Origin of the sequence: Raineya orbicola, assembly GCF_002843425.1 — a bacterium.
Lineage (GTDB): Bacteria > Bacteroidota > Bacteroidia > Cytophagales > Thermonemataceae > Raineya > Raineya orbicola.
This window is the reverse complement of record NZ_NKXO01000026.1, coordinates 34,515-53,116: the sequence shown is the minus strand read 5'-3', so window position 1 is coordinate 53,116 and position 18,602 is coordinate 34,515. Positions and strand designations below refer to the sequence as shown.

The following is an 18,602-nucleotide window of genomic DNA, read 5'->3' as shown; positions in this document are numbered from 1 at the left end:
GCTATAAGTATTTTTTTTATACCTCACAAAAAAACAATAAGGATTTTCTTAATGATGAAATCTTTCTTAATTTTGTTAAATTAAACGCCGTCAATATCCACTAATTCATAACTTGGCGGTCATATTGATAAAAACCGCAAAATTTTTACTTCCAACCACTTTGCAGGGCTTTGAAAAACGCTTGCCAGTAAGGGTCTGTATCAAAGTAAGGCATATCCAGCAGTTTATCGTTTTGCAGTAATTTTTTACCGAAACTTTTGTTTTTCACTTCACCTACTTGCGTACAGGGGATATTTTCCCTTTGCAAGCGTTTGCTAATGCTTTCTGCCTTTTCAGGTGAGCAAGCAATAATCATAGAACCCGCACCCACACAATAGCGGTAGTCTAATTCAAACAAACCGCAAACAGCCTTTATGGTTTCATCGGCGGGGATTTTATTGTCATAGACTAAAACACCTTTATCGGCGGCGGATACCATTTCATAGATAGCTCCTAAAATGCCTCCTTCGGTTACATCGTGCATAGCAGAGATGCCCTCGGATTGCGGTTTGCCGTTACTTGCCGCAAGAGCATCTTTTAAGGAACTGGTTTGGTAGAACATTTCAGCGGCTTTCTGCTGAACTTCTTTACCAAGTTTATTTTGAATAGTCTGCGGAAAGCTCATTGCCAAAATGGCTACCGATGAAATGGCACTTTGCTTAGTAACTAAAATCACATCTCCTTCGCGTAATTGAGTGGTAGTGAGAATTTGGTCAGCAGGGCAGAAATTCCAAAAAGTGCCACCGCCTGCAATGGTAGAATTTTGTCCTTCAATAAACCCCGTATGCCCGCCTGTAATAGCGACGCCTATTTCTTTGCAAAATTGATGAATATGCCCCCAGTAAGTCTGAAAATCGCTTTTAGAAAACCAATCAGGTAAGTTTAAGACAAATTGGGCAAACATAGGCGAAAAGCCTGTCGTTGCCATATCGTTAGCAAGCAAATGCACTGAAAGCCAAGCCGACTCGGCAAGCCCCAAAGAAGGAATAAGCGAGAGCGGGTCGCTGGTAATAGCCATCACCTGACCGCCTGCAAGCTCAATAACCGCCACATCTACCCCAAATTGAGGTTTTACTCGCAAACTCGCCTGCTCTGCACCACATTGTTTGGCAATTACATTTTCTAAAAAATTCTGTTCAACTTTTCCTAAATGCTTTTCCATTATTAAGCTACATCGTTAAATTGCACATATAAACCAAAGAAATCGCCATAAGGCAAGCCCCACTGCTGAACAGGAAACCATTTTGGCAGACCTGTACAAGTCCATTCAATGCTATAATTTCGTCCTTTGAGGGCTGTATCAATAATTTTGATAAGTTTTTGCGGAGTGTAGAAAGTAGCCGTAACGTAAAAAGGATTTTTACCGAAAAATTGTTGTATGCGTCTGCGAACTACTTTTAAGGAGTTGCGATTCATCATTCCCATTGCGATACCGTATTTGGCTACTCTTGCCGCTTCCTGAATAACCTGCACAGGTTTTTTGTAGTACTCAAAAGTTGTAATGAAAGCAAGTGCATCAAAGGTATGGTCTTTGAAAGGCATATGGTGAGAGTCTGCCATTACAAGGTCGCCGTCAAAGAGTTGCAGAGCTTGTGAAAGCATCAAAGGTGAAATATCGCCTCCTGTGGCTTCAATGCCAATATCTTTCCACCAACGCGTAAAACGTCCTGTTCCACAGCCAAATTCCAGTAAAGTTTTTATACGTTTATCTTTGGAAACTAATTGTTCCATTACTTTTTTTTGCCAAATTTCAGCTCTTTTGTAGCGTCCTTCGTACCAAAGCTCGTAAGTATCGGTATGCTGACGATTAAAAAACCATTCAGGGCGATTCTGCCAACTTTGCCAATGAGCAGGAATAAGAACAGATAATTTGGTGTTTGATGTATTTTCCATAAATGATGAAGGTTGTAAATAAAAAAAGCCCTTGTCTGGACCAACAAGGGCAAATGCTATTTGAATATGCAAAGGCACGTTTCAATTTGCAATCCCTTCGTTGGTATTATCCACATCAGGTGTTTCGGGTATATTCTCAGCCTTGAAAGTAAGCCTTTCAAAGCACCCCGTTGCAACATTTACAAAATAACTTTATTCGTATGGAAAAAGTTCAAGAAACTATCCGATTTAGCCTATGCTTCTCCGATTTTCCCGAAAGGTATTGTGATATTACCGCTTCTAATTTTCCCAAAGCTATTTTCATACATTTCAATATTTTCTTTGAGAGCATTCAGAAAGTTCTGAGCGTGTTCGGGAGACATCACAATCCGAGAAATTACTCTGGGTTTAGGAAGCCCCGGAAGCATCGTGATAAAATCAAATACAAATTCGGTAGGAGAATGAGAAATCATTACCAAATTAGAATAAGAACCTTCGGCAAGTTCAGCGGGAAGTTCTACATCTATTTGCGGCGCATTTTCAAAGGGTGGTTTCTTTGCCATAATATTCAAGAGTTATTGTCAATGAGAAAAACGTGTAATTCTTTTGGTCCGTGAGCACCCAGCACAAGGGTTTTTTCTATATCAGCGGTTCGGCTCGGTCCTGTAATAAACGAAAGCATTGAGGGAAAAACTTTGTATTTTTCTCGCATTTTCGCAAGAGCAGTTTCTACATCATACACTATTTGCGAAGCAAATGCCACAACAATATGAATAGGGGGATAAATACTAAGGCTTCTGCCCAAGTTTTGCTTGCTACTCACCAAAACACTCCCCGTACGAGCTATAAGATATTCGCAGGAAGTTATACCAATTTCTGCATTTTTTAGGTTTTGGGTGTTTTTTTGAAAAGGAACATCTGTAATTTCTAAAAAATTTTGCAGTTCTTTTTCCCAAACAAAAATTTCATTTGCTTTTTTATGCTTAATAAGTCCGAGTAAATTAGCAATAAAATCCTTTTCATCGGTACAATAGCAGAACTCACCCTGCACTTTTTTTAGGTTTTGGGCAAAAAGGATAGCCCAGTCTTCGTTTTTTTCGTCAGGATTGTAAATAGAAGTATTGAAATCAGGTCTGACAGGTTTCACAGAAGGCGTTTGTAAAGCCTTGTGAATGGCTTGTAAAATTTTTTCTCGGTCTTTATTCATCTCAGAAACTACTATTTCAATCGCTTGAAAATTCAAGGGGCAAAACCAAATTTGCACCTTGAATTTCAAATTTACTTTTTCAAAATTTTATGAAAAAACAGGCTTATTCAGAATTAACTTTTAGCTTTTTCGGGTTTGGGTAAAAGAGCTTTACGCGATAGTTTGTACTTACCTGTTTTTTTATCAATTTCAATGAGTTTGACAAGTATTTCTTCGCCGATTTCCAACACTCCATCAATGGTTTCCAAGCGTTCCCATTTAATTTCTGAAATATGCAAAAAGCCATCTTTGCCCGGCAAAAACTCTACGAATGCTCCATAAGGCTGAATAGCTTTCACTTTACCTGTATAAACTTCACCTACTTCGGGGATAGCCACAATCATTTTTACACGATGCGAGGCTTTATTCAAAGAATCTTCGTTGCTGGCGTAAATATTGACAATGCCGATACCATCTTTTTCTTCCAATACGACCGTAGCCCCTGATTCTTTTTGAATTTCTTGCACTACTTTTCCACCGGGTCCGATAACTGCTCCAATTTGGTCTCTGTCAATCTTGATGACCTCAATGCGTGGAGCGTGAGGCTTCAAATTAGGACGAGGTTCAGCGATACATTGTTTCATCACTTCCAAGATATGCAAACGACCTTTTCGGGCTTGCTCCAGAGCTTCGGCAAGCACTTCGTAAGAAAGCCCATCTACTTTTATATCCATTTGGCAGGCAGTAATGCCTTTTTCTGTACCTACTACCTTAAAATCCATATCGCCCAAATGGTCTTCATCGCCTAAAATATCAGAAAGTACAATATATTTGCCTGTTTTGCTATCGGAAATCATACCCATAGCAATTCCTGCTACGGGGGCTTTAATCTGAATGCCTGCGTCCATCAGAGCAAGTGTACCCGCACATACGGTCGCCATTGATGATGAACCATTGGACTCCAGAATATCCGAAACAATACGAACTACATAAGGGTTTTCGTCTTCGGGGGGTAAAACGGCTTTCAAACCTCTTTGAGCGAGATTTCCGTGTCCAATTTCACGGCGACCGGGACCGCGATTAGGTTTGATTTCTCCTGTGGAAAAAGCAGGAAAATTGTAATGTAAGATAAAACGCTCAAAGCCTTGTTGGGTAGTAAGGTCTATTTGCTTTTCGTCAAGTTTTGTTCCAAGAGTAACCGTAGTAAGAGATTGCGTTTCACCACGAGTGAAAATTGAAGAGCCGTGAGCCATAGGTAGATAATCTACTTCGCACCAAATAGGGCGAATTTCATCGGCTTTTCTGCCGTCAAGGCGTAATTTTTCATCAAGAGCTAAATTACGAGCGGCAGTTTTTTGTATTTCGTGAAAATATTTATCTGCTAAATACAAATCTACTGAATGGTCTTCGGGTAAGCTATTGTAAAACTCCTCTTCAACGGCTTTGAAGGCTTTTTTGCGAAGCTCTTTATTAGCTTGCAGTAGGCGAGCTGCCGCATACATTTTAGGGTAATATTCAGCAAAAAGTTTTTCGCGAAGTTCAAGGTCTTGCTTTACTTCAATAGTTCTTTTTTGGGTTTTACCGACTTTGGCTTCTAATGCTTTTTGAGCTTGACAAAGAATTTTAATTTCTTCGTGAGCAAATTTAAGAGCTTCTAGCATCTCGGCTTCTGAAATTTCTTTCATTTCGCCTTCTACCATCACAATATCTTTCTCCGAAGCTCCTACCATTATATCCAAAGTGCTTTGCTCCAGTTCTTCGGGGGTAGGATTGATGACCAATTTCCCATTGATTTTAGCCACACGTACCTCTGCCATAGGTCCATTGAAAGGAATATCGGAAACCATAATCGCTGCCGAAGCTGCCAATCCTGCGAGTGCATCGGGGATTACTTCGGGGTCGTGAGAAATGAGAAAAATATTAACCTGCGTTTCGTTGTAGTAATCATCGGGAAAAAGAGGACGCAAGGCTCTATCTACCAAACGGCTAATCAGAATTTCTTGGTCAGAGAGTTTGCCTTCTCGCTTAGTAAAGCCACCGGGTATTCTCCCTGCGGCGGCGAATTTTTCTTGATAATCTACGGAAAGAGGAAAAAAAGACGGGTTTTCATCGGCTTTTTCGGCAGAAACTACGGTTGCTAGTAGCATCGTCCCTCCCATACGTACCACTACTGAACCACAGGCTTGTTTGGCTAATTTTCCTGTTTCTATGGTAATTTCTCTGCCATCGGAAAGGGTAATTTTCTGAATAATTGCTTCGGGAATCATTTTTTTAGGTTTTCAACAATTTTTTGAACATCTAACATTTTTTGCAAATATAAGGAAAATTTGCAGACCCAAAGGGAATTTTTTGAAGTTGAAAAATTTTAGCCTTAATTGGCTTGTACTCTATAAAACTCAAAAATTTTGCTCATTTTTTAAGACTTGGCAACAAAAAATTAAATCAAACTTGCTTATTTAGAATTTTTATTTTACCTTTGTGCCTCAATTTCAGAGGCATTAAAATTTACAGCAATGGCAGTTACCAGATTACAAAGAAAAAATCGCAAAAATATAGCTCGTGCCAAAGCACGCAACAAGGCTATCAGTCGCCTGATTGCTCTACCTCCTATGAAAAAAGTAGATGTAGAAGCTATCAAGAAAGAATTTGCGGCAAAAAAAGGACAACAAAGTTAAGCTATCATTATCATTTTGGGATAGCATCGTCTTTTACTTAAAAAGCTTTACCTTCATTTCTTGAAGGTATTTTTTTTGTTTTTTAGAAAACACTTTTTTTGTTTAATTTTTTTTCGTAACTTGCCAAACCTTCGTACTACTTAGGCAAGTAATCAACTAAATCAAACAAGTATGGAAAATTTTAACGATACTTCCGCTTCATCAAGCAGTAAATTAGAGGAAATCAAACGAATTATTTTTGGCGAGGAAATCCGCACCTACAACGGCGAAATAGAAAATCTACGCAAAACCGTTGAAAATTACCGCACTCAAATTTCTGTAAAAGTTGATGAAGTGAAAATAGAGTTGCTCAAATCTATTGAAGCCGTTGAAGCTCGTCTTATTGAAAAAATTATTGCTACGCAAAATGCTTTACGTGCTGAACTTGAACAACATCGCCGCAATGCTATCTACAAAAGCACTTTGGGTAATATTTTTGAGGACATCTCTAAAACTTTAGCTCAATAAAACTATGGAGGATATTAACAAAAGCGATAGCTTCAAAAAACCTGATGTTTTCCCTACCGAAGAGGTAAATAGCTTCAAAGAAGCGGTTATCAACCCCGATAGGCAAGAATTGGAAGTAAAATTTCAAGGAATGAAAGACCTTTTTACGTCTATCATTTCCGAAAACCGAAAAGACTACGAAAAGCAACTCGCAGAAGTAAAGTCGCTTTTTTCTACTGTGATTGAAGAAAACCGCCGACAAATGCAACTGCAAATGCAAGATATTTACAAAGCCTTGCCTCGTTTGCTCGCCGAAGCCGAAAAATTCCGCAGGCAGGAAGAATACATCACTATCAATGATGAAGACAGCATTTCAGGAGTTACCAAAGCTAAAATGACCAAACTCGGAGCTATCAAAGAATTTATTATTGGCAAAGATGCCAAAGACTTGCGAAGTAAAGTAGAAAAACTCTACGAAGAAATTGATGAAGCTATTTCTAATGACCAAAACCACCTGAACGCCGTAGTAGAAGAAGTATATGCACGGCTCAATAAAATGGAAAAACGAATCAGCGATGAGTTAGAAAAAGCCCAGAATGAGTTCAAAGCCGAAATGAATGAAGTAGCCTTCTTGCAAGCTAATAAAGCCGAGACTTATCGCATTTTACGCCAGACTTCCGAACAACTACGCTTAGGAAAGTTAGAAACTAAATGAAAATACTTTGGACTGATTTTCTCCATCTTTTTTTCCCTGATTGCTGTTACGGTTGTCAGGGAATTTTGCTTTCAGGCGAAAAGAAAATTTGCACAACTTGCCGAGCCAATTTGCCTTTTACTAACTTTCATAAAATCAACCCGCAAGAAAATCCAATTTGTCAGAAATTTTATGGAAAAATGCCTATCCGTTACGGATTGGCTTTTCTGAAATTTACCAAATCTGGAAAGGTGCAAAGAATGTTACACCAAATTAAGTATCAAAATAAGCCTGAACTTGCCGAAATGTTGGGTGAATGGTACAGTAGTGAGCTGAACAATTCCGAGTTGAAAAATCAGTTTGATGTAGTTGTACCTGTGCCTTTACACCCCAAAAAACTCAAAATCAGAGGCTATAACCAAAGCGAATATTTTGGCAAAGGGCTTGCCTCGTATTTACAAAGCCATTTTGAGCCATCTGCCCTCATTCGTAACACTGCTACTGAAACACAAACGAAAAAAAGTCGCTGGGAACGTTGGGAAAATGTAAGCAGGGTTTTTGAGGTACAAAAACCTGAAACTATCAAAAATAAGCATATCTTATTAGTTGATGATGTAATCACAACAGGCTCTACGTTAGAGGCTTGTGGTAAAGCTCTTTTGGAAGCTGAAGCCCTTTCTGTAAGCGTGGCGGCAATTGCTATGGCATAATCAATACAAGTCAATAACAACATACAGCAATTTACGAAAGTAAAAAAATCCAAAATTCCTCAAAAATTTTGCAAACAAGGCATTTTTGCTTACCTTTGAAACCAAACCAACTTATTTGTGGTATATGACTTCCATACTCGGAATTATTCCTGCACGCTATGCTTCCACACGTTTTCCTGCAAAAGCCTTACACGAAATCAAAGGGAAATCTATGATTCAACGCGTGTATGAGCAAGCGGCACAATCTAATTCGCTTTCTAAACTCATTGTAGCTACCGACCATAAAAAAATTTACGACCACGTGATAGATTTTGGCGGGCAAGCTATTATGACCTCTACCAAACACCCCAGCGGTACAGACCGCTGTTTTGAGGCTCTCCAAAAAATTGAAGGTAGCTTTGACTATGTGATGAACATTCAAGGTGATGAGCCTTTTATTCAGCCCGAACAAATTGATACACTCGCCAAAGTACTTTTGGATAGAAAAGGCGTAGAACTTGCGACGCTCATCAAAAAAATTGAAGACGAAGAAACTCTTTTTGACCCCAACGAAGTAAAAGTTGTTTTTGATGCCGAAATGGAGGCTATCTATTTTAGCAGACACCCCATTCCCTACCTGCATCAAGTTCCCCAAGAAGAATGGCTACAAAAATTTGACTATTACAAACATATCGGTATGTATGCTTACCGCAGTGATGTTTTGGAAAAAATTACGCAGTTAGAACCTTCTAATTTGGAGCAAGCCGAAGGATTGGAGCAATTGCGTTGGTTGGAAAATGGTTTTAATATTCGTATTGCCATTACTGATATTGAAAGCTATTGTATTGATATTCCCGAGGATTTGGAACACCCCGCTATTAAGGATTTTATTAAAGGTTTGAAATAAAAAATCAAACAATTATTTGGGTATCATCGGGTAAATGATAGGTTTGCTGGGTGAAGCATCTGTCTCTAAACTAATAATTTGCAGGTTTAACAAATAAATGCCATCAGGAATATCATTTTCAACGAAAATCAGCTCTGTAATAGTAGCGTTTTGGCGAATAGCGTGAGGGTATTGCCAAAAGGCTTTGTGCATTGCGAGTTTTCCGCCATCTACTTCTCTATCTACCGAAGGCAAATCTACAAGTAGATGTTGAATGTTTCTTTCCGCAAGTTTTCTCCCTACAAGGCTATCCAAATAAGGCGGATTGGTTTGGTTGTAATTACGTGTTTTTTTACTTGTTTCGTTAGGCAAAGTGCGAATAATGAGAGCCTCAAAGGGAATATCTTTGTCTAAAAAAGGCTCTATCTGCTTCCAAGAAATAATTTTGTCTTCATTTTGTTCTTGAGGAGCAAGGCTAATGAGCAGAGCTAATGCGAAGTAATTTTTATGCAAGTTGTTGATCGTTGCCTTTTCAGCAGAAATATGTCCGTAACACTCTGTATGTGTGCCGTTGCCGTGAGGAGTGAGTGTAATTTTTTGATAATTGCAAGAACCACCCAAAGCCACACTGCCCACAAAATCCCCTGCTCGGATAGTTTCAAAATGCGGCGGTTCAGCCCAGTAACAATTGGGATTTTCAAAACCTTCTTGAATAGGAAGCGATAAATCGTAAGGTTGAGAAAGGTCAAATGTAAAGAGTTGATTTGCAAATTGAATGGTAGCTTGCTTGATCATTACAACACTTTACAAGAAAAAAAACCCACCGCCGCTCAACCACCTACCCTTGCTGTGTATTTCAACCCTGGGGGAGTTCAGCAGGAGCTGGTCGTGGGCAGTGCAAAGGTACAAAAAAAGCTATTCTTGTCAAATTTTTTCTAAAAACTTTTTATGTTTTTAGCCTTCATAGCGAAACTCAAGATTTTTAGGCTTGATTTTTTCATCATCAAGGCTTAAAAATTCTTGCCAAAAAGGTTCATTCGGCAAGAGTGCTACACAAACCATTTTTTCTTTTTTGATGGGGTGTTCAAAATACAAGCGGCGAGAATGCAAGTTGATACTTTGGTCTTTATTGGGGCTGGGATAGCCATATTTGACATCACCCCGTATCGGCGAGCCAATTTTAGCAAGTTGAGTGCGAATTTGGTGAGGTCTGCCAGTGAGCAGTTCTATTTCCAGCAAGGTATATCCATTCAGGTAGCCAAGAGTTCGGTAGCGTAGCTCGGCTTTTTGGGCTTTGGGGTGAGGATAATCGTAGGCTGTTACAAGATTTTTCTGTTCATCTTTCAAAAGCCAATGCGTGAGTTTGTCGCTTTTTTTAGGAGGTTTTTGGCGTGTAACCGCCCAATAAATTTTTTGAACTTTTCGCTCTCTGAAAAGTTCATTCATTCGCTCTAAACCTTTGGAAGTGCGAGCCAGTACTACCAAGCCGCTTACGGGGCGGTCAATTCTATGAACTGCCTCTAAAAAAACGGCTCCGGGTTTTTCGTATTTGTTCTTGATGTATTCCTTGGCATAATCTAAAAGAGCCTTATCGCCTGTTTCATCGGGTTGTACGAGCATTCCCGAAGGTTTATTGACAATAAGTAGATGATTGTCTTCGTAAATTACATCAAAAGGAAGTTTGGAAGTTGTTTCTGTTTTCATTTTATCGCCTTGTAAAAATAGGTTTCTTTATCATCTTTTTCACCAAGGCTCAAAATTAACTCTTTTTTAGTAATTTTTTCTATCTTAAATTTTTGTTTCACTTTTCCGCCGAACTCATTTTCAGCTTCAATATGCAAAATCCAATTACTCTCTTCTTGTAAAACGCTCCACTTGTTTTCTTTGGGTGGGCTTTGTGCGGGTTGAGAGGTAATTACACATTTGCCATTTTCAAAAAATTCCATATACACTACTGCTCGTCTATTGGGTACAGCTTGCATTATCATTTTATTTTTTCCCATTACTACTTCTTTGAGTTCCCATTTGCGAATAAGCAATTTTTGCGGTTCTTCTTGCAAACCTAAAAACAGAATAAACATTTGAAAAGCTATGAGCATAAAAGTTACCTTTTTCTTAAAATAATCCTTCGCGTGTAAAGACGACGTATCTGTGAGGGGGTATCATTTCTGTAAAAATCTACAAAAGCCCAAGCAAATAAAGCCCCTTGCAAAGGTTGGGGTAACGTAATAGTAGGAGGCGGTATATTAGGTATGGCATATTTATGCAGAAAATTATTGATAACATTGGGTACAAAGTTAGTTTCGGTTTTACTTATTCCTTTGGTAGAATCAGGTTCGGAGGCTATGATAGTACCATACTGGGTAACTGTAATAGGAGCTAAAAACTCAAAGCGTGTTTTATTCACAATGCCATACAAAAATACGCTATCTTGCCCCATTACGGAACTAGTAATGGAAATCAGCACATCTTCGGGACGAATTTCGCGTGTGCGGATTTTTTCGGGCAAGCTGTACTTGATTTTCCCGTCTACAATCAAAAAGGAGCGAATGTAGTAGTCGGTATCGGGGAGCAATCTTTCTATGGTTGCACTGAAAAGTTGGTCTTCGTTGGCTTTTTCGCCGAGCATAATGCTATCAGTGTAAGATGTTCCAAGTTCAGGAACAACCCCAATCGCCCAGCAAAATCCGTGTTCAGTGGCTGTTTTTTTCTTTTCGGTATCTAGCACTTCGCTTACTACTGTAGCTTGCAAACCATTGCCTATAAAGTTTATTTCCGTAATACGCAGAGCGTTAATCCGCTCAATAAGCGAGCAAGAAGTTAGCCAAAGAAAGCTCACTTGCAATAATAAAATAAAAATGTAAAGTTTTTTCATAGTTTTAGAATTTTAGTTGAAAGTGTAGCTGAGGTAAAAAGGTTTGATTTATACCTATTCCTATTTCAGCATCTTTTTCTTGGTTCTTTTTGAGGATACGCTTTTTTTCAATAGCATTTTTCGTGCCTCTTGTGCCAACCAAAACAATATCGGTAGCCCATACTACAGCAGAAGCAAAAGCCATACCATACGAAAGCCATTCTTGTCTTTTGGCTTCTGAAAATAAATTTTGGGCTTCGCTACGCGTTTGAGCCGCTAAATATTTATCATAAGTTTCATAAGCCTTGATATTCATCAAGATGCTTCCGCCAATTAAGCCATAGACTACAATAGGAGTAAGCACCCATCTGTTTTTCCAAGTCCCTGGATATTTGACTTTATTTTGTCCTAAACCGGGCAAAAGTGCCGAGTATTTCATCGCATTGGCGTTCATTAGATTAAATACGCTTGGCTTGTAGTCTGCCTTGACTTTTATTTTAAGGTTCAACCCATCAAAATCGGGATTTTCCTCTTCATAAAACCACCAGATTTGCTTTTCTCCTGCTAAAAGGTCTTTACCATAATGCCCTTTGATTTTCTCTAATTCTTTGTAGGTTTTGCCGCTATCTTGCGAAACAAATACCTTGACATCATACTCATACTTAAAATCACTATTGTCGCTAATACGATAAGGAATAATGATTTTTTTCTGTTCTTTCAGTAGCTTAATAGGTTCTTGCTTCAAAGAAGGCGGTGTTTGAGCCAACCCCCAATGCCATAAGCCCAAAAGAAAAAAGAATAAAACGCTGATTTGCATAATATTTTTTAACTTTAATTTTTGATTAGTTTCCGCCTAATTCCTCCTTCATTGGTGAGGATATACAAATAATAAATGCCTTTGCTTAAATGCTTGATGTTGTATCTTTCATCTTGTTGTAATAAAGACGCAACTTTTTTGCCAAAAGTATCAAAAATTTCTATGTTTTCTATAATAATAGAGGAGTTTTTATTTTTCAAAATAAAATAATCGCTTGTAGGATTGGGGAAAATATTTAATTGATTTTCTAAACCTCCTTGCAGGTGATTTACAAGCGAGTAGCTATTTATTTTCATCAATGTAACCGTATCAGTAGGCAAAAATAAAGTATTTCCTGAATGATAAGCCCGAATGAGTGCCTCGTCTTCCTCAAAAATAGGGAAAATAGTAAGAATATTAGCATTATCTACTTGTGCTACTTTTGTATTGGTAGAAAAAAACTTCACTTCAGGTAGGTTGGCATCTGTTTGGGCAGAAAGTTGTATTCTGCCATCAGGGAGCGTATTCGTTGAAAAAGAAGCCATATCTATACTTTGAGGCAATTTGAAACGATATTTAGCGTAAAAAGTAGAACCTGAATGACCTTGTATTACCTCTGAGATATTGGGTTCAAAATTAAAATCTACGTTACCCTGAAAACTTCCCACGCCCCACAAATACCAGTCATCGTTATCATTAAAAAGAGCTAGAGAGCTTAATTTGTCCTCATTCGCTCCCGAAATGCTATGATACCATTGCAAATTACCATTGTCGCCTGATATTTTCAGCAACGTGCCATCAAAATTACTTCCTGCCATATTGAAATTACTACCTAAATTCGCACCTAATTTGCGTGAGTAGGTGGCATTGCCTATGTGAGAGCAAGCCAAAATTACATCATCGCCTTGCAAAGCGATATTACCGAGTTCGTCCCAGATAGTGTTATTAGCCCCCTATGCGTGCCGCCCACAAAAGATTAGGAGCAGAGGAAACATCATACTTTGCTACAAAGACATCTCTTCCCCCCGCTGAAGCCAAGTCCGTAGTTCCAGCAGTTGGATTGAAGTCGGTTGTTCCTCCGAAAGTGCCTGCAATAAATGCGTAATTGCCTCTTAATTTTATTTTCTGTGCATCACTGCCCGAAGCCCCCGATGCGATATTTACAAAATCTGTTACTGCACCTCCGCTTATAGATAGCTTTGCAAGAAAAGCATTTCCACTTGAGCTTCCCGGAAAAACAGTAGGACTCCCACTGATAGTTGCCCCAAAAGAAGCATAACCCACTACATAACAATTTCCTTCTTCTATGGCTATATCATATACATTATCATTGGCATTATTTGCTCCTATCCGAGCAGACCATTGATGTTGAAAAGAGGAACCTGCGATAAAATCATACCGAGCAACCCAGCCCTCAAAGCCTGATCCAGGGTTAGGAAGAGAAATTAGTGAGGGGGATGTTTCAAGTGTGCAGGTACTTTGGTAATACCCACCTACATATACTCTCCCGCCATTATCTACCTCCAAAGCGTAGAGCGTCTGAAAATTTGCCCCACCAATTACTTTGGCGGCAATAGCAAATGCAGTATCATTGAAACCTTTGCTCAAATCGTAGGCTACAAAAAATGCATCTGTATCTGTTGGTAAATAAGAACCTATTGTCAAAGAACCTCCTACTGATACCGCTACTCCGTTCCCCGCAAAATGCCCTGCTACGATGAGACGGTTATTCATTTTATCTACTTTGATAGCATTGACTCTATCATCAGAGCCAGCACCAATCCTAAAAGCCCACTCAATATTTCCCGAAGGGTTTATTTTCATTACAAAAATATCTGTTCCGCCAGCAGAAACTAAATCGGTAGTAGTTGGTGAGGTAGGAATAGATACCGTACCACTAAAAAAACCCGTAACATACAAGTTTCCACTGCCATCAGTATCAGTATCTCTGATAATAAGATTAGGTGCTTGTCTGACCGCTTCTAACTTCAATCGGGCAAAGTTGCCTTGGGCATTTACTTGAAAAAACACAAGTAAAAAAATTATGACAGTAGATAGTAGTTTTCTTTGCATTGTTTTCAAAATTTTGGTGAAATAACTACAAAAAACAAAAAAGCAAAAATTATACCTTTTTTGCATTTATACTTTTTTGCAAGATTTGGTAACCGAAACTATGATTTTTTCTTGATTTGAACAAATTTTTTCTTGAAAATTGAATTTTTTGCAACCCTTTCGCCCTCAAATACGTTTTTTCAAAAAATTGTAAAGTATGAAATCTGCAAGCAGTTTAGATATTCAGGCGATACGTGAGCAATTCCCTATTTTGGGGCAAAGTGTTCACGGCAAAAAATTAGTGTATCTGGATAATGCCGCAACCTCTCAAAAGCCTCTTTCGGTTATCAATGCCTTACGAGAATATTACACTTCTTACAATGCCAATATTCATCGGGGTGCTCATTACCTTGCGGCAAAGGCTACTGAAATGTACGAACAAGTCCGCGAGAAAGTAGCCAAGTTTCTGAATGCCCGAAGCAGTGAAGAGATTATTTTTACGCGTGGCACCACGGAAGGAATAAACCTTGTAGCAAGCACTTTTGGTAGAAAATTCATAGGAGAAGGCGACGAGATTATCATTTCTACAATGGAGCATCACTCTAATATTGTACCTTGGCAGATGCTTTGCGAAGAGAAAAAAGCGGTTTTGAAAGTGATTCCCATTACTGAAAACGGCGAAATTTTGCTCAACGAATACGAAAAACTGCTTTCTCCACGCACCAAACTTGTTTCGGTGGTACATATTTCTAATGCTATGGGGACAATCAACCCAATCAGGGAAATGATACGCAAAGCTCGTAGTGTAGGGGCAAAATTTTTAGTAGATGGGGCTCAGGGAGCCGTGCATCTGCCCATTGATGTCCAAGATTTAGACTGCGATTTTTACGCTTTTTCAGGACATAAAGTGTATGCCCCCACGGGCATAGGAGCTTTGTATGGCAAAAAAGAAATTTTAGAGCAGATGCCCCCCTACCACGGTGGCGGTGAAATGATAAAAGAAGTAACTTTTGAAAAAACTACCTACAACGAACTACCCTTCAAATTTGAAGCAGGTACGCCCAATATTGCCGATGTTATTGCCTTGGGCAAAGCTCTTGATTTTGTAGATGAACTTGGCAAAGAAAATATTGCCACACACGAGCAAGAATTACTCTCTTACGCTACCGAAAAAATCCAAAAGATTGAAGGTGTCAAAATTATTGGTACGGCTTTACACAAAGCCAGTGTGCTTTCTTTTGTAGTTGAGGGCATACATCATTCAGATGTAGGTACGCTTTTGGATACGCAAGGAGTAGCGGTCAGAACAGGACACCACTGCACCCAACCCTTGATGAAATACTTGGGCTTGGAAGGCACTACACGAGCATCTTTTGCTGTTTATAATACCTTTGACGAAGTAGATGTATTTATTTCTGCTCTTGAAAGGGCTCTCAAAATGTTGAAATAAAGAGGGCTTTTGCCCTTTTTATTTAGTAAGTTTCTTCTTTTTTGAAACTTTTCAGACGGGTTTCAAGAGCATCTTTGATTTCGCTTGCCTTTTTGGCAATTTTTTGGCGAGTTTCTTTACCACTTTTAGGGGCAAGTAATAGCCCAGCTACTACGCCAGCGGCGGCTCCTACTATAAACGACACGAATATTTTTTGACCGTTACTCATAAATTATTGGATTTTTCAAAGAAGTACTGATAACTTTAATGCAAAAATCTTGCAAAAGTAACCCAATCCAAAAAAAATTTTTTTTCTAAATTCTATGTTGCAGATAGCCCAATTAGACAAAAAGCCTGAAATTTTTTACAGCATACAAGGGGAAGGTAAAAGCATAGGCAAGCCGAGCATCTTTATTCGCCTTTCTTTGTGCAATTTGTACTGCTTTTGGTGCGATACCGATTACACTTGGAATTGGGAAGGTACAAATTACCCTCATCTAAATGATAAAAATCCAAACTATCAAAAATTCAATAAAGCGGATAGCATTATCAAACTTACTGAAAAGCAAATTATTGCAGAGATTCAAAAATATAACTGCCATCGTCTTATTTTTACTGGTGGTGAGCCGCTTGTTCAACAAAAAAAACTTTTGTCCCTGCTGGCTCAGCTCAAAAAGCAAAACCCGCAATATCATATAGAATTTGAAACCAACGGCACCATTATTCCTATTCCCGAATTAGAGGCTCTTACCAATCAATACAATGTTTCGCTAAAATTAGAAAATTCAAAAGTTCGGCTACAAGAGCGACTGAAGCCCAAAGCTATTCATTTTTTTGCCCAAAATGATAAAGCCAATTTCAAATTTGTAGTAGATAGCCCCAAAGACCTTGATGAAATTTTGGAAATTATCCAAAAATATGCTATCTTTCACGATAAAGTATATTTGATGCCCCAAGGAACAAAACCTGCTATTTTGCGGAAAAAACAGCAGTGGCTTGTAGAAATTTGTAAGCAATATCAGTTCAATTACACCGACAGACTGCATATTCTAATTTATGGCGACAAAAGGGGAATATAAACAATGGCTGATTTTCGCATTGCTATTGCTGTGTAGTACAAAACTATTTTCCCAAGATGTAGGCATAGGTAGCGAGTACATACACATTGCTCGCAAACGTATAGATAGCTTACAAAAACTTTTAGAAAGTACCCGTTTAGATACTGAAAAAGTAAATTTACTTAATCTCATCAGCAAACAATACCGAATAGTTGATGAGTTTCAGTCTTATATTGTAGCTACTGAGGCTCTGGAAAAAGCTGAAAAACTGCAATTCTGGAAAGGAGTAGCGGAGAGCTACATCAATTTAGGCTTTATCAATGCTGAACAGGGTTTGCAAGATTTAGCAATAGAGATGTATGAAAAAGGAGCTGAAATTGCAGAAAAAAACAACCTAGCCAAACAGCAAATTTATTGCCTCAATGGTATTGCAGTGATTTACTGGGAACGTCAGAAATATCACGAAGCTATTAGTATATTTTTCAAAAATTTAGCTTTGCAAAAAAAATTGGGATTAGAGCAAGATATAGCCGTTTCTTACAACAATATTGGTTTGATTTACAACGAATTCAAAGAGCCTGATTCTGCCCTGAAATATTTGCTGAAAGCCAAAGCTATTCGTGATAAATATAACCTAGAAGAGAGAAGTATTGCCACGCTAAACAATTTGGGAATAGCCTATTTACAGAAAGGGAAACTAGATACGGCTCTTTTTTACTCAGAACAAAGCCTGAAATTAGCCCGCAAGTATGCTCAAAAGCGTAGAATAAAAGAAGCTACTATCACACTTGCCGAAATTTACGAAGCCCAAAAAGACTACCCCAATGCGTTCAAGTATTTGATGCAACATAAGCAAATCCGAGATACTATTGAAAAAATTGACAAATCCTCTATCATAGCAGAAGAAAAACGAAAAAGAGATTTAGAGAAGCGTGAGGCAGAAATCTCAATGCATCGCAAAAACGATTTATTGCAAAATATCATTTATGTCCTCATTATTGTATTTTTTGTGGTAGTGGCGGTAGCCGCTATTCATAGAGCTAAACGCATTCAACGCTTTTCAGAAACACTCCAACAAAAAAATGATGAAATCAACTTTCAAAAAACCACTATTGAACTACAAAACTCTGAACTTTTAGCCCTCAATGAAAATTTAGAAAACATTGTAAAAGAGCGAACTCAAAAACTTTCAGAAGCCAACCAAGAATTAGAAACTTATATGTATCGCTTTGCCCACGACTTGCGAGGTCCCCTGACAACCATTATGGGATTATGCCTATTAGGTAAAATGGATACAACTACCGAAAACACTCAAAATCTCTTTGATAAAATCCATTTTACGCTTATCAAGATGGATTCTCTGCTTAAAAAGCTCTCGCAACTTTATCAAATCAATCATCATCAAGTAATGCATCAGAGGGTAGCGATTAAGCAATTTGTTGGTGAAGTTTTAGAAAAAGTTCGTCAGAAATGGGACATTGAACCAGAGCAGATACACTTTTCCTTTCAAGGGATAAGTGATATTATGACAGATGCGTTTCTTTTAGAAATCTCTTTGGAAAATATTTTGGAAAATGCTCTTATTTTTTCTACGAAAAAGCCCATTATCATTGATTTTTTTGCGGAAAAGCAGAAAAAAAACTACCTGATACGCATTACAGACCAAGGACAAGGTATTCCCCAAAATTTGCAATCAAAAGTCTTTGATATGTTTTTTAGAGGCAATGAAAATTCACAAGGCAACGGATTAGGACTTTATATGGTAAAAAAGGCATTAGAAAAACTAAAAGGCTATATTGAACTTTCCAGCGAAGAGAGCCAATATACTCGCATTGATTTATACTTGCCAATCTAATTTTTGGTTTTTCAAATAAAAATTTCTAATT

Annotated in this window: 21 protein-coding genes and 1 riboswitch; of the genes, 8 read left to right on the top strand and 13 right to left on the bottom strand. The window is 38.3% G+C overall.

The window, feature by feature from the left end:
- Positions 1–145: 145 nt before the first annotated feature.
- The 5 genes from Rain11_RS09050 to pnp form a co-directional block, all read right to left on the bottom strand.
- The gene (locus tag Rain11_RS09050) at positions 146–1,201 is read right to left on the bottom strand and encodes an AIR synthase family protein (RefSeq protein ID WP_101359033.1); all 1,056 of its coding nucleotides are present in this window, start codon (positions 1,199–1,201) and stop codon (positions 146–148) included.
- A 2-nt stretch (positions 1,202–1,203) separates the two neighbouring features.
- Positions 1,204–1,932, bottom strand: a complete 729-nt coding sequence (locus tag Rain11_RS09045; protein ID WP_101359040.1) for a class I SAM-dependent methyltransferase — start codon at positions 1,930–1,932, stop codon at positions 1,204–1,206.
- A gap of 75 nt (positions 1,933–2,007) precedes the next feature.
- Positions 2,008–2,112: riboswitch (TPP riboswitch) on the bottom strand.
- Positions 2,113–2,165: 53 nt separating this feature from the next.
- Complete coding sequence (locus Rain11_RS09040) at positions 2,166–2,474, bottom strand: DUF3467 domain-containing protein (protein WP_101359039.1); 309 nt, start codon at positions 2,472–2,474, stop codon at positions 2,166–2,168.
- A gap of 5 nt (positions 2,475–2,479) precedes the next feature.
- Positions 2,480–3,118 carry a LutC/YkgG family protein gene (locus Rain11_RS09035; protein ID WP_101359038.1) on the bottom strand — a complete coding sequence of 213 codons (639 nt, stop codon included), beginning with the start codon at positions 3,116–3,118 and terminating at the stop codon, positions 2,480–2,482.
- Positions 3,119–3,231: 113 nt separating this feature from the next.
- The gene (gene pnp, locus Rain11_RS09030) at positions 3,232–5,364 is read right to left on the bottom strand and encodes a polyribonucleotide nucleotidyltransferase (protein WP_101359032.1); all 2,133 of its coding nucleotides are present in this window, start codon (positions 5,362–5,364) and stop codon (positions 3,232–3,234) included.
- 246 nt (positions 5,365–5,610) lie between these two features.
- Between pnp and Rain11_RS13900 the strand changes: the two genes are divergently transcribed.
- From Rain11_RS13900 to kdsB, 5 genes are all read left to right on the top strand, one after another.
- The gene (locus tag Rain11_RS13900) at positions 5,611–5,772 is read left to right on the top strand and encodes a hypothetical protein (protein WP_165778105.1); all 162 of its coding nucleotides are present in this window, start codon (positions 5,611–5,613) and stop codon (positions 5,770–5,772) included.
- 171 nt (positions 5,773–5,943) lie between these two features.
- The gene (locus tag Rain11_RS09025) at positions 5,944–6,279 is read left to right on the top strand and encodes a hypothetical protein (RefSeq protein WP_101359031.1); all 336 of its coding nucleotides are present in this window, start codon (positions 5,944–5,946) and stop codon (positions 6,277–6,279) included.
- A 4-nt stretch (positions 6,280–6,283) separates the two neighbouring features.
- Complete coding sequence (locus tag Rain11_RS09020) at positions 6,284–6,973, top strand: hypothetical protein (protein ID WP_101359030.1); 690 nt, start codon at positions 6,284–6,286, stop codon at positions 6,971–6,973.
- On the top strand, positions 6,970–7,662 hold the full coding sequence (locus Rain11_RS09015) for a ComF family protein (RefSeq protein ID WP_101359029.1): 693 nt from the start codon (positions 6,970–6,972) through the stop codon (positions 7,660–7,662). Before Rain11_RS09020 ends, Rain11_RS09015 begins: the two co-directional genes overlap by 4 nt.
- 124 nt (positions 7,663–7,786) lie before the next feature.
- A complete protein-coding gene (gene kdsB / locus Rain11_RS09010; RefSeq protein WP_101359037.1) occupies positions 7,787–8,548 on the top strand; it encodes a 3-deoxy-manno-octulosonate cytidylyltransferase in 762 nt (253 codons plus the stop codon).
- 12 nt (positions 8,549–8,560) lie between these two features.
- On the opposite strand, the gene Rain11_RS09005 is transcribed toward kdsB, so the two are convergent.
- The 7 genes from Rain11_RS09005 to Rain11_RS08975 all read right to left on the bottom strand — a co-directional run bounded on the left by Rain11_RS09005 (position 8,561) and on the right by Rain11_RS08975 (position 14,250).
- Positions 8,561–9,322, bottom strand: coding sequence for a cyclase family protein (locus Rain11_RS09005; RefSeq protein WP_101359028.1), 762 nt, complete (start codon positions 9,320–9,322; stop codon positions 8,561–8,563).
- Between the two features lie 159 nt (positions 9,323–9,481).
- Complete coding sequence (locus tag Rain11_RS09000; RefSeq protein WP_101359027.1) at positions 9,482–10,231, bottom strand: RluA family pseudouridine synthase; 750 nt, start codon at positions 10,229–10,231, stop codon at positions 9,482–9,484.
- Positions 10,228–10,626 (bottom strand): hypothetical protein, encoded by a 399-nt coding sequence (locus tag Rain11_RS08995; protein ID WP_101359026.1) that lies wholly within the window; start codon positions 10,624–10,626, stop codon positions 10,228–10,230. The genes Rain11_RS09000 and Rain11_RS08995 overlap by 4 nt, the downstream gene beginning before the upstream one ends.
- 5 nt (positions 10,627–10,631) lie before the next feature.
- Positions 10,632–11,402 (bottom strand): hypothetical protein, encoded by a 771-nt coding sequence (locus Rain11_RS08990; protein WP_101359025.1) that lies wholly within the window; start codon positions 11,400–11,402, stop codon positions 10,632–10,634.
- 4 nt (positions 11,403–11,406) lie between these two features.
- The gene (locus tag Rain11_RS08985; RefSeq protein ID WP_101359024.1) at positions 11,407–12,198 is read right to left on the bottom strand and encodes a DUF5683 domain-containing protein; all 792 of its coding nucleotides are present in this window, start codon (positions 12,196–12,198) and stop codon (positions 11,407–11,409) included.
- Between the two features lie 14 nt (positions 12,199–12,212).
- Positions 12,213–13,088, bottom strand: a complete 876-nt coding sequence (locus tag Rain11_RS08980; RefSeq protein WP_101359023.1) for a T9SS type A sorting domain-containing protein — start codon at positions 13,086–13,088, stop codon at positions 12,213–12,215.
- A gap of 34 nt (positions 13,089–13,122) precedes the next feature.
- Positions 13,123–14,250 (bottom strand): hypothetical protein, encoded by a 1,128-nt coding sequence (locus Rain11_RS08975; protein WP_133121552.1) that lies wholly within the window; start codon positions 14,248–14,250, stop codon positions 13,123–13,125.
- 196 nt (positions 14,251–14,446) lie between these two features.
- On the opposite strand from Rain11_RS08975, the gene Rain11_RS08970 reads away from it, so the two are divergent.
- Positions 14,447–15,679 (top strand): cysteine desulfurase, encoded by a 1,233-nt coding sequence (locus Rain11_RS08970; RefSeq protein WP_101359021.1) that lies wholly within the window; start codon positions 14,447–14,449, stop codon positions 15,677–15,679.
- Between the two features lie 22 nt (positions 15,680–15,701).
- Here the strand turns inward: Rain11_RS08970 and Rain11_RS08965 are convergent, their stop codons facing one another.
- Positions 15,702–15,887 carry a YtxH domain-containing protein gene (locus Rain11_RS08965; protein ID WP_101359020.1) on the bottom strand — a complete coding sequence of 62 codons (186 nt, stop codon included), beginning with the start codon at positions 15,885–15,887 and terminating at the stop codon, positions 15,702–15,704.
- Positions 15,888–15,981: 94 nt separating this feature from the next.
- On the opposite strand from Rain11_RS08965, the gene Rain11_RS08960 reads away from it, so the two are divergent.
- Complete coding sequence (locus tag Rain11_RS08960) at positions 15,982–16,737, top strand: 7-carboxy-7-deazaguanine synthase QueE (protein ID WP_243390573.1); 756 nt, start codon at positions 15,982–15,984, stop codon at positions 16,735–16,737.
- A complete protein-coding gene (locus Rain11_RS08955) occupies positions 16,715–18,571 on the top strand; it encodes a tetratricopeptide repeat protein (RefSeq protein WP_101359019.1) in 1,857 nt (618 codons plus the stop codon). The genes Rain11_RS08960 and Rain11_RS08955 overlap by 23 nt, the downstream gene beginning before the upstream one ends.
- The last annotated feature ends 31 nt before the right edge of the window (positions 18,572–18,602 follow it).

Bases quoted from the DNA above. Each gene is read 5' to 3' on its own strand.
- Rain11_RS09040 (WP_101359039.1), bottom strand. From the start codon at position 2,474: ATGGCAAAGAAACCACCCTTTGAAAATGCGCCGCAAATAGATGTAGAA.
- pnp (WP_101359032.1), bottom strand. From the start codon at position 5,364: ATGATTCCCGAAGCAATTATTCAGAAAATTACCCTTTCCGATGGCAGA.
- Rain11_RS08960 (WP_243390573.1), top strand. From the start codon at position 15,982: ATGTTGCAGATAGCCCAATTAGACAAAAAGCCTGAAATTTTTTACAGC.
- Rain11_RS08995 (WP_101359026.1), bottom strand. From the start codon at position 10,626: ATGCTCATAGCTTTTCAAATGTTTATTCTGTTTTTAGGTTTGCAAGAA.
- Rain11_RS08975 (WP_133121552.1), bottom strand. From the start codon at position 14,250: ATGCAAAGAAAACTACTATCTACTGTCATAATTTTTTTACTTGTGTTT.
- Rain11_RS09000 (WP_101359027.1), bottom strand. From the start codon at position 10,231: ATGAAAACAGAAACAACTTCCAAACTTCCTTTTGATGTAATTTACGAA.
- Rain11_RS09005 (WP_101359028.1), bottom strand. From the start codon at position 9,322: ATGATCAAGCAAGCTACCATTCAATTTGCAAATCAACTCTTTACATTT.
- Rain11_RS09050 (WP_101359033.1), bottom strand. From the start codon at position 1,201: ATGGAAAAGCATTTAGGAAAAGTTGAACAGAATTTTTTAGAAAATGTA.
- kdsB (WP_101359037.1), top strand. From the start codon at position 7,787: ATGACTTCCATACTCGGAATTATTCCTGCACGCTATGCTTCCACACGT.
- Rain11_RS08955 (WP_101359019.1), top strand. From the start codon at position 16,715: ATGGCGACAAAAGGGGAATATAAACAATGGCTGATTTTCGCATTGCTA.
- Rain11_RS08965 (WP_101359020.1), bottom strand. From the start codon at position 15,887: ATGAGTAACGGTCAAAAAATATTCGTGTCGTTTATAGTAGGAGCCGCC.
- Rain11_RS09045 (WP_101359040.1), bottom strand. From the start codon at position 1,932: ATGGAAAATACATCAAACACCAAATTATCTGTTCTTATTCCTGCTCAT.
- Rain11_RS09025 (WP_101359031.1), top strand. From the start codon at position 5,944: ATGGAAAATTTTAACGATACTTCCGCTTCATCAAGCAGTAAATTAGAG.
- Rain11_RS09015 (WP_101359029.1), top strand. From the start codon at position 6,970: ATGAAAATACTTTGGACTGATTTTCTCCATCTTTTTTTCCCTGATTGC.
- Rain11_RS09020 (WP_101359030.1), top strand. From the start codon at position 6,284: ATGGAGGATATTAACAAAAGCGATAGCTTCAAAAAACCTGATGTTTTC.
- Rain11_RS13900 (WP_165778105.1), top strand. From the start codon at position 5,611: ATGGCAGTTACCAGATTACAAAGAAAAAATCGCAAAAATATAGCTCGT.
- Rain11_RS09035 (WP_101359038.1), bottom strand. From the start codon at position 3,118: ATGAATAAAGACCGAGAAAAAATTTTACAAGCCATTCACAAGGCTTTA.
- Rain11_RS08990 (WP_101359025.1), bottom strand. From the start codon at position 11,402: ATGAAAAAACTTTACATTTTTATTTTATTATTGCAAGTGAGCTTTCTT.
- Rain11_RS08985 (WP_101359024.1), bottom strand. From the start codon at position 12,198: ATGCAAATCAGCGTTTTATTCTTTTTTCTTTTGGGCTTATGGCATTGG.
- Rain11_RS08970 (WP_101359021.1), top strand. From the start codon at position 14,447: ATGAAATCTGCAAGCAGTTTAGATATTCAGGCGATACGTGAGCAATTC.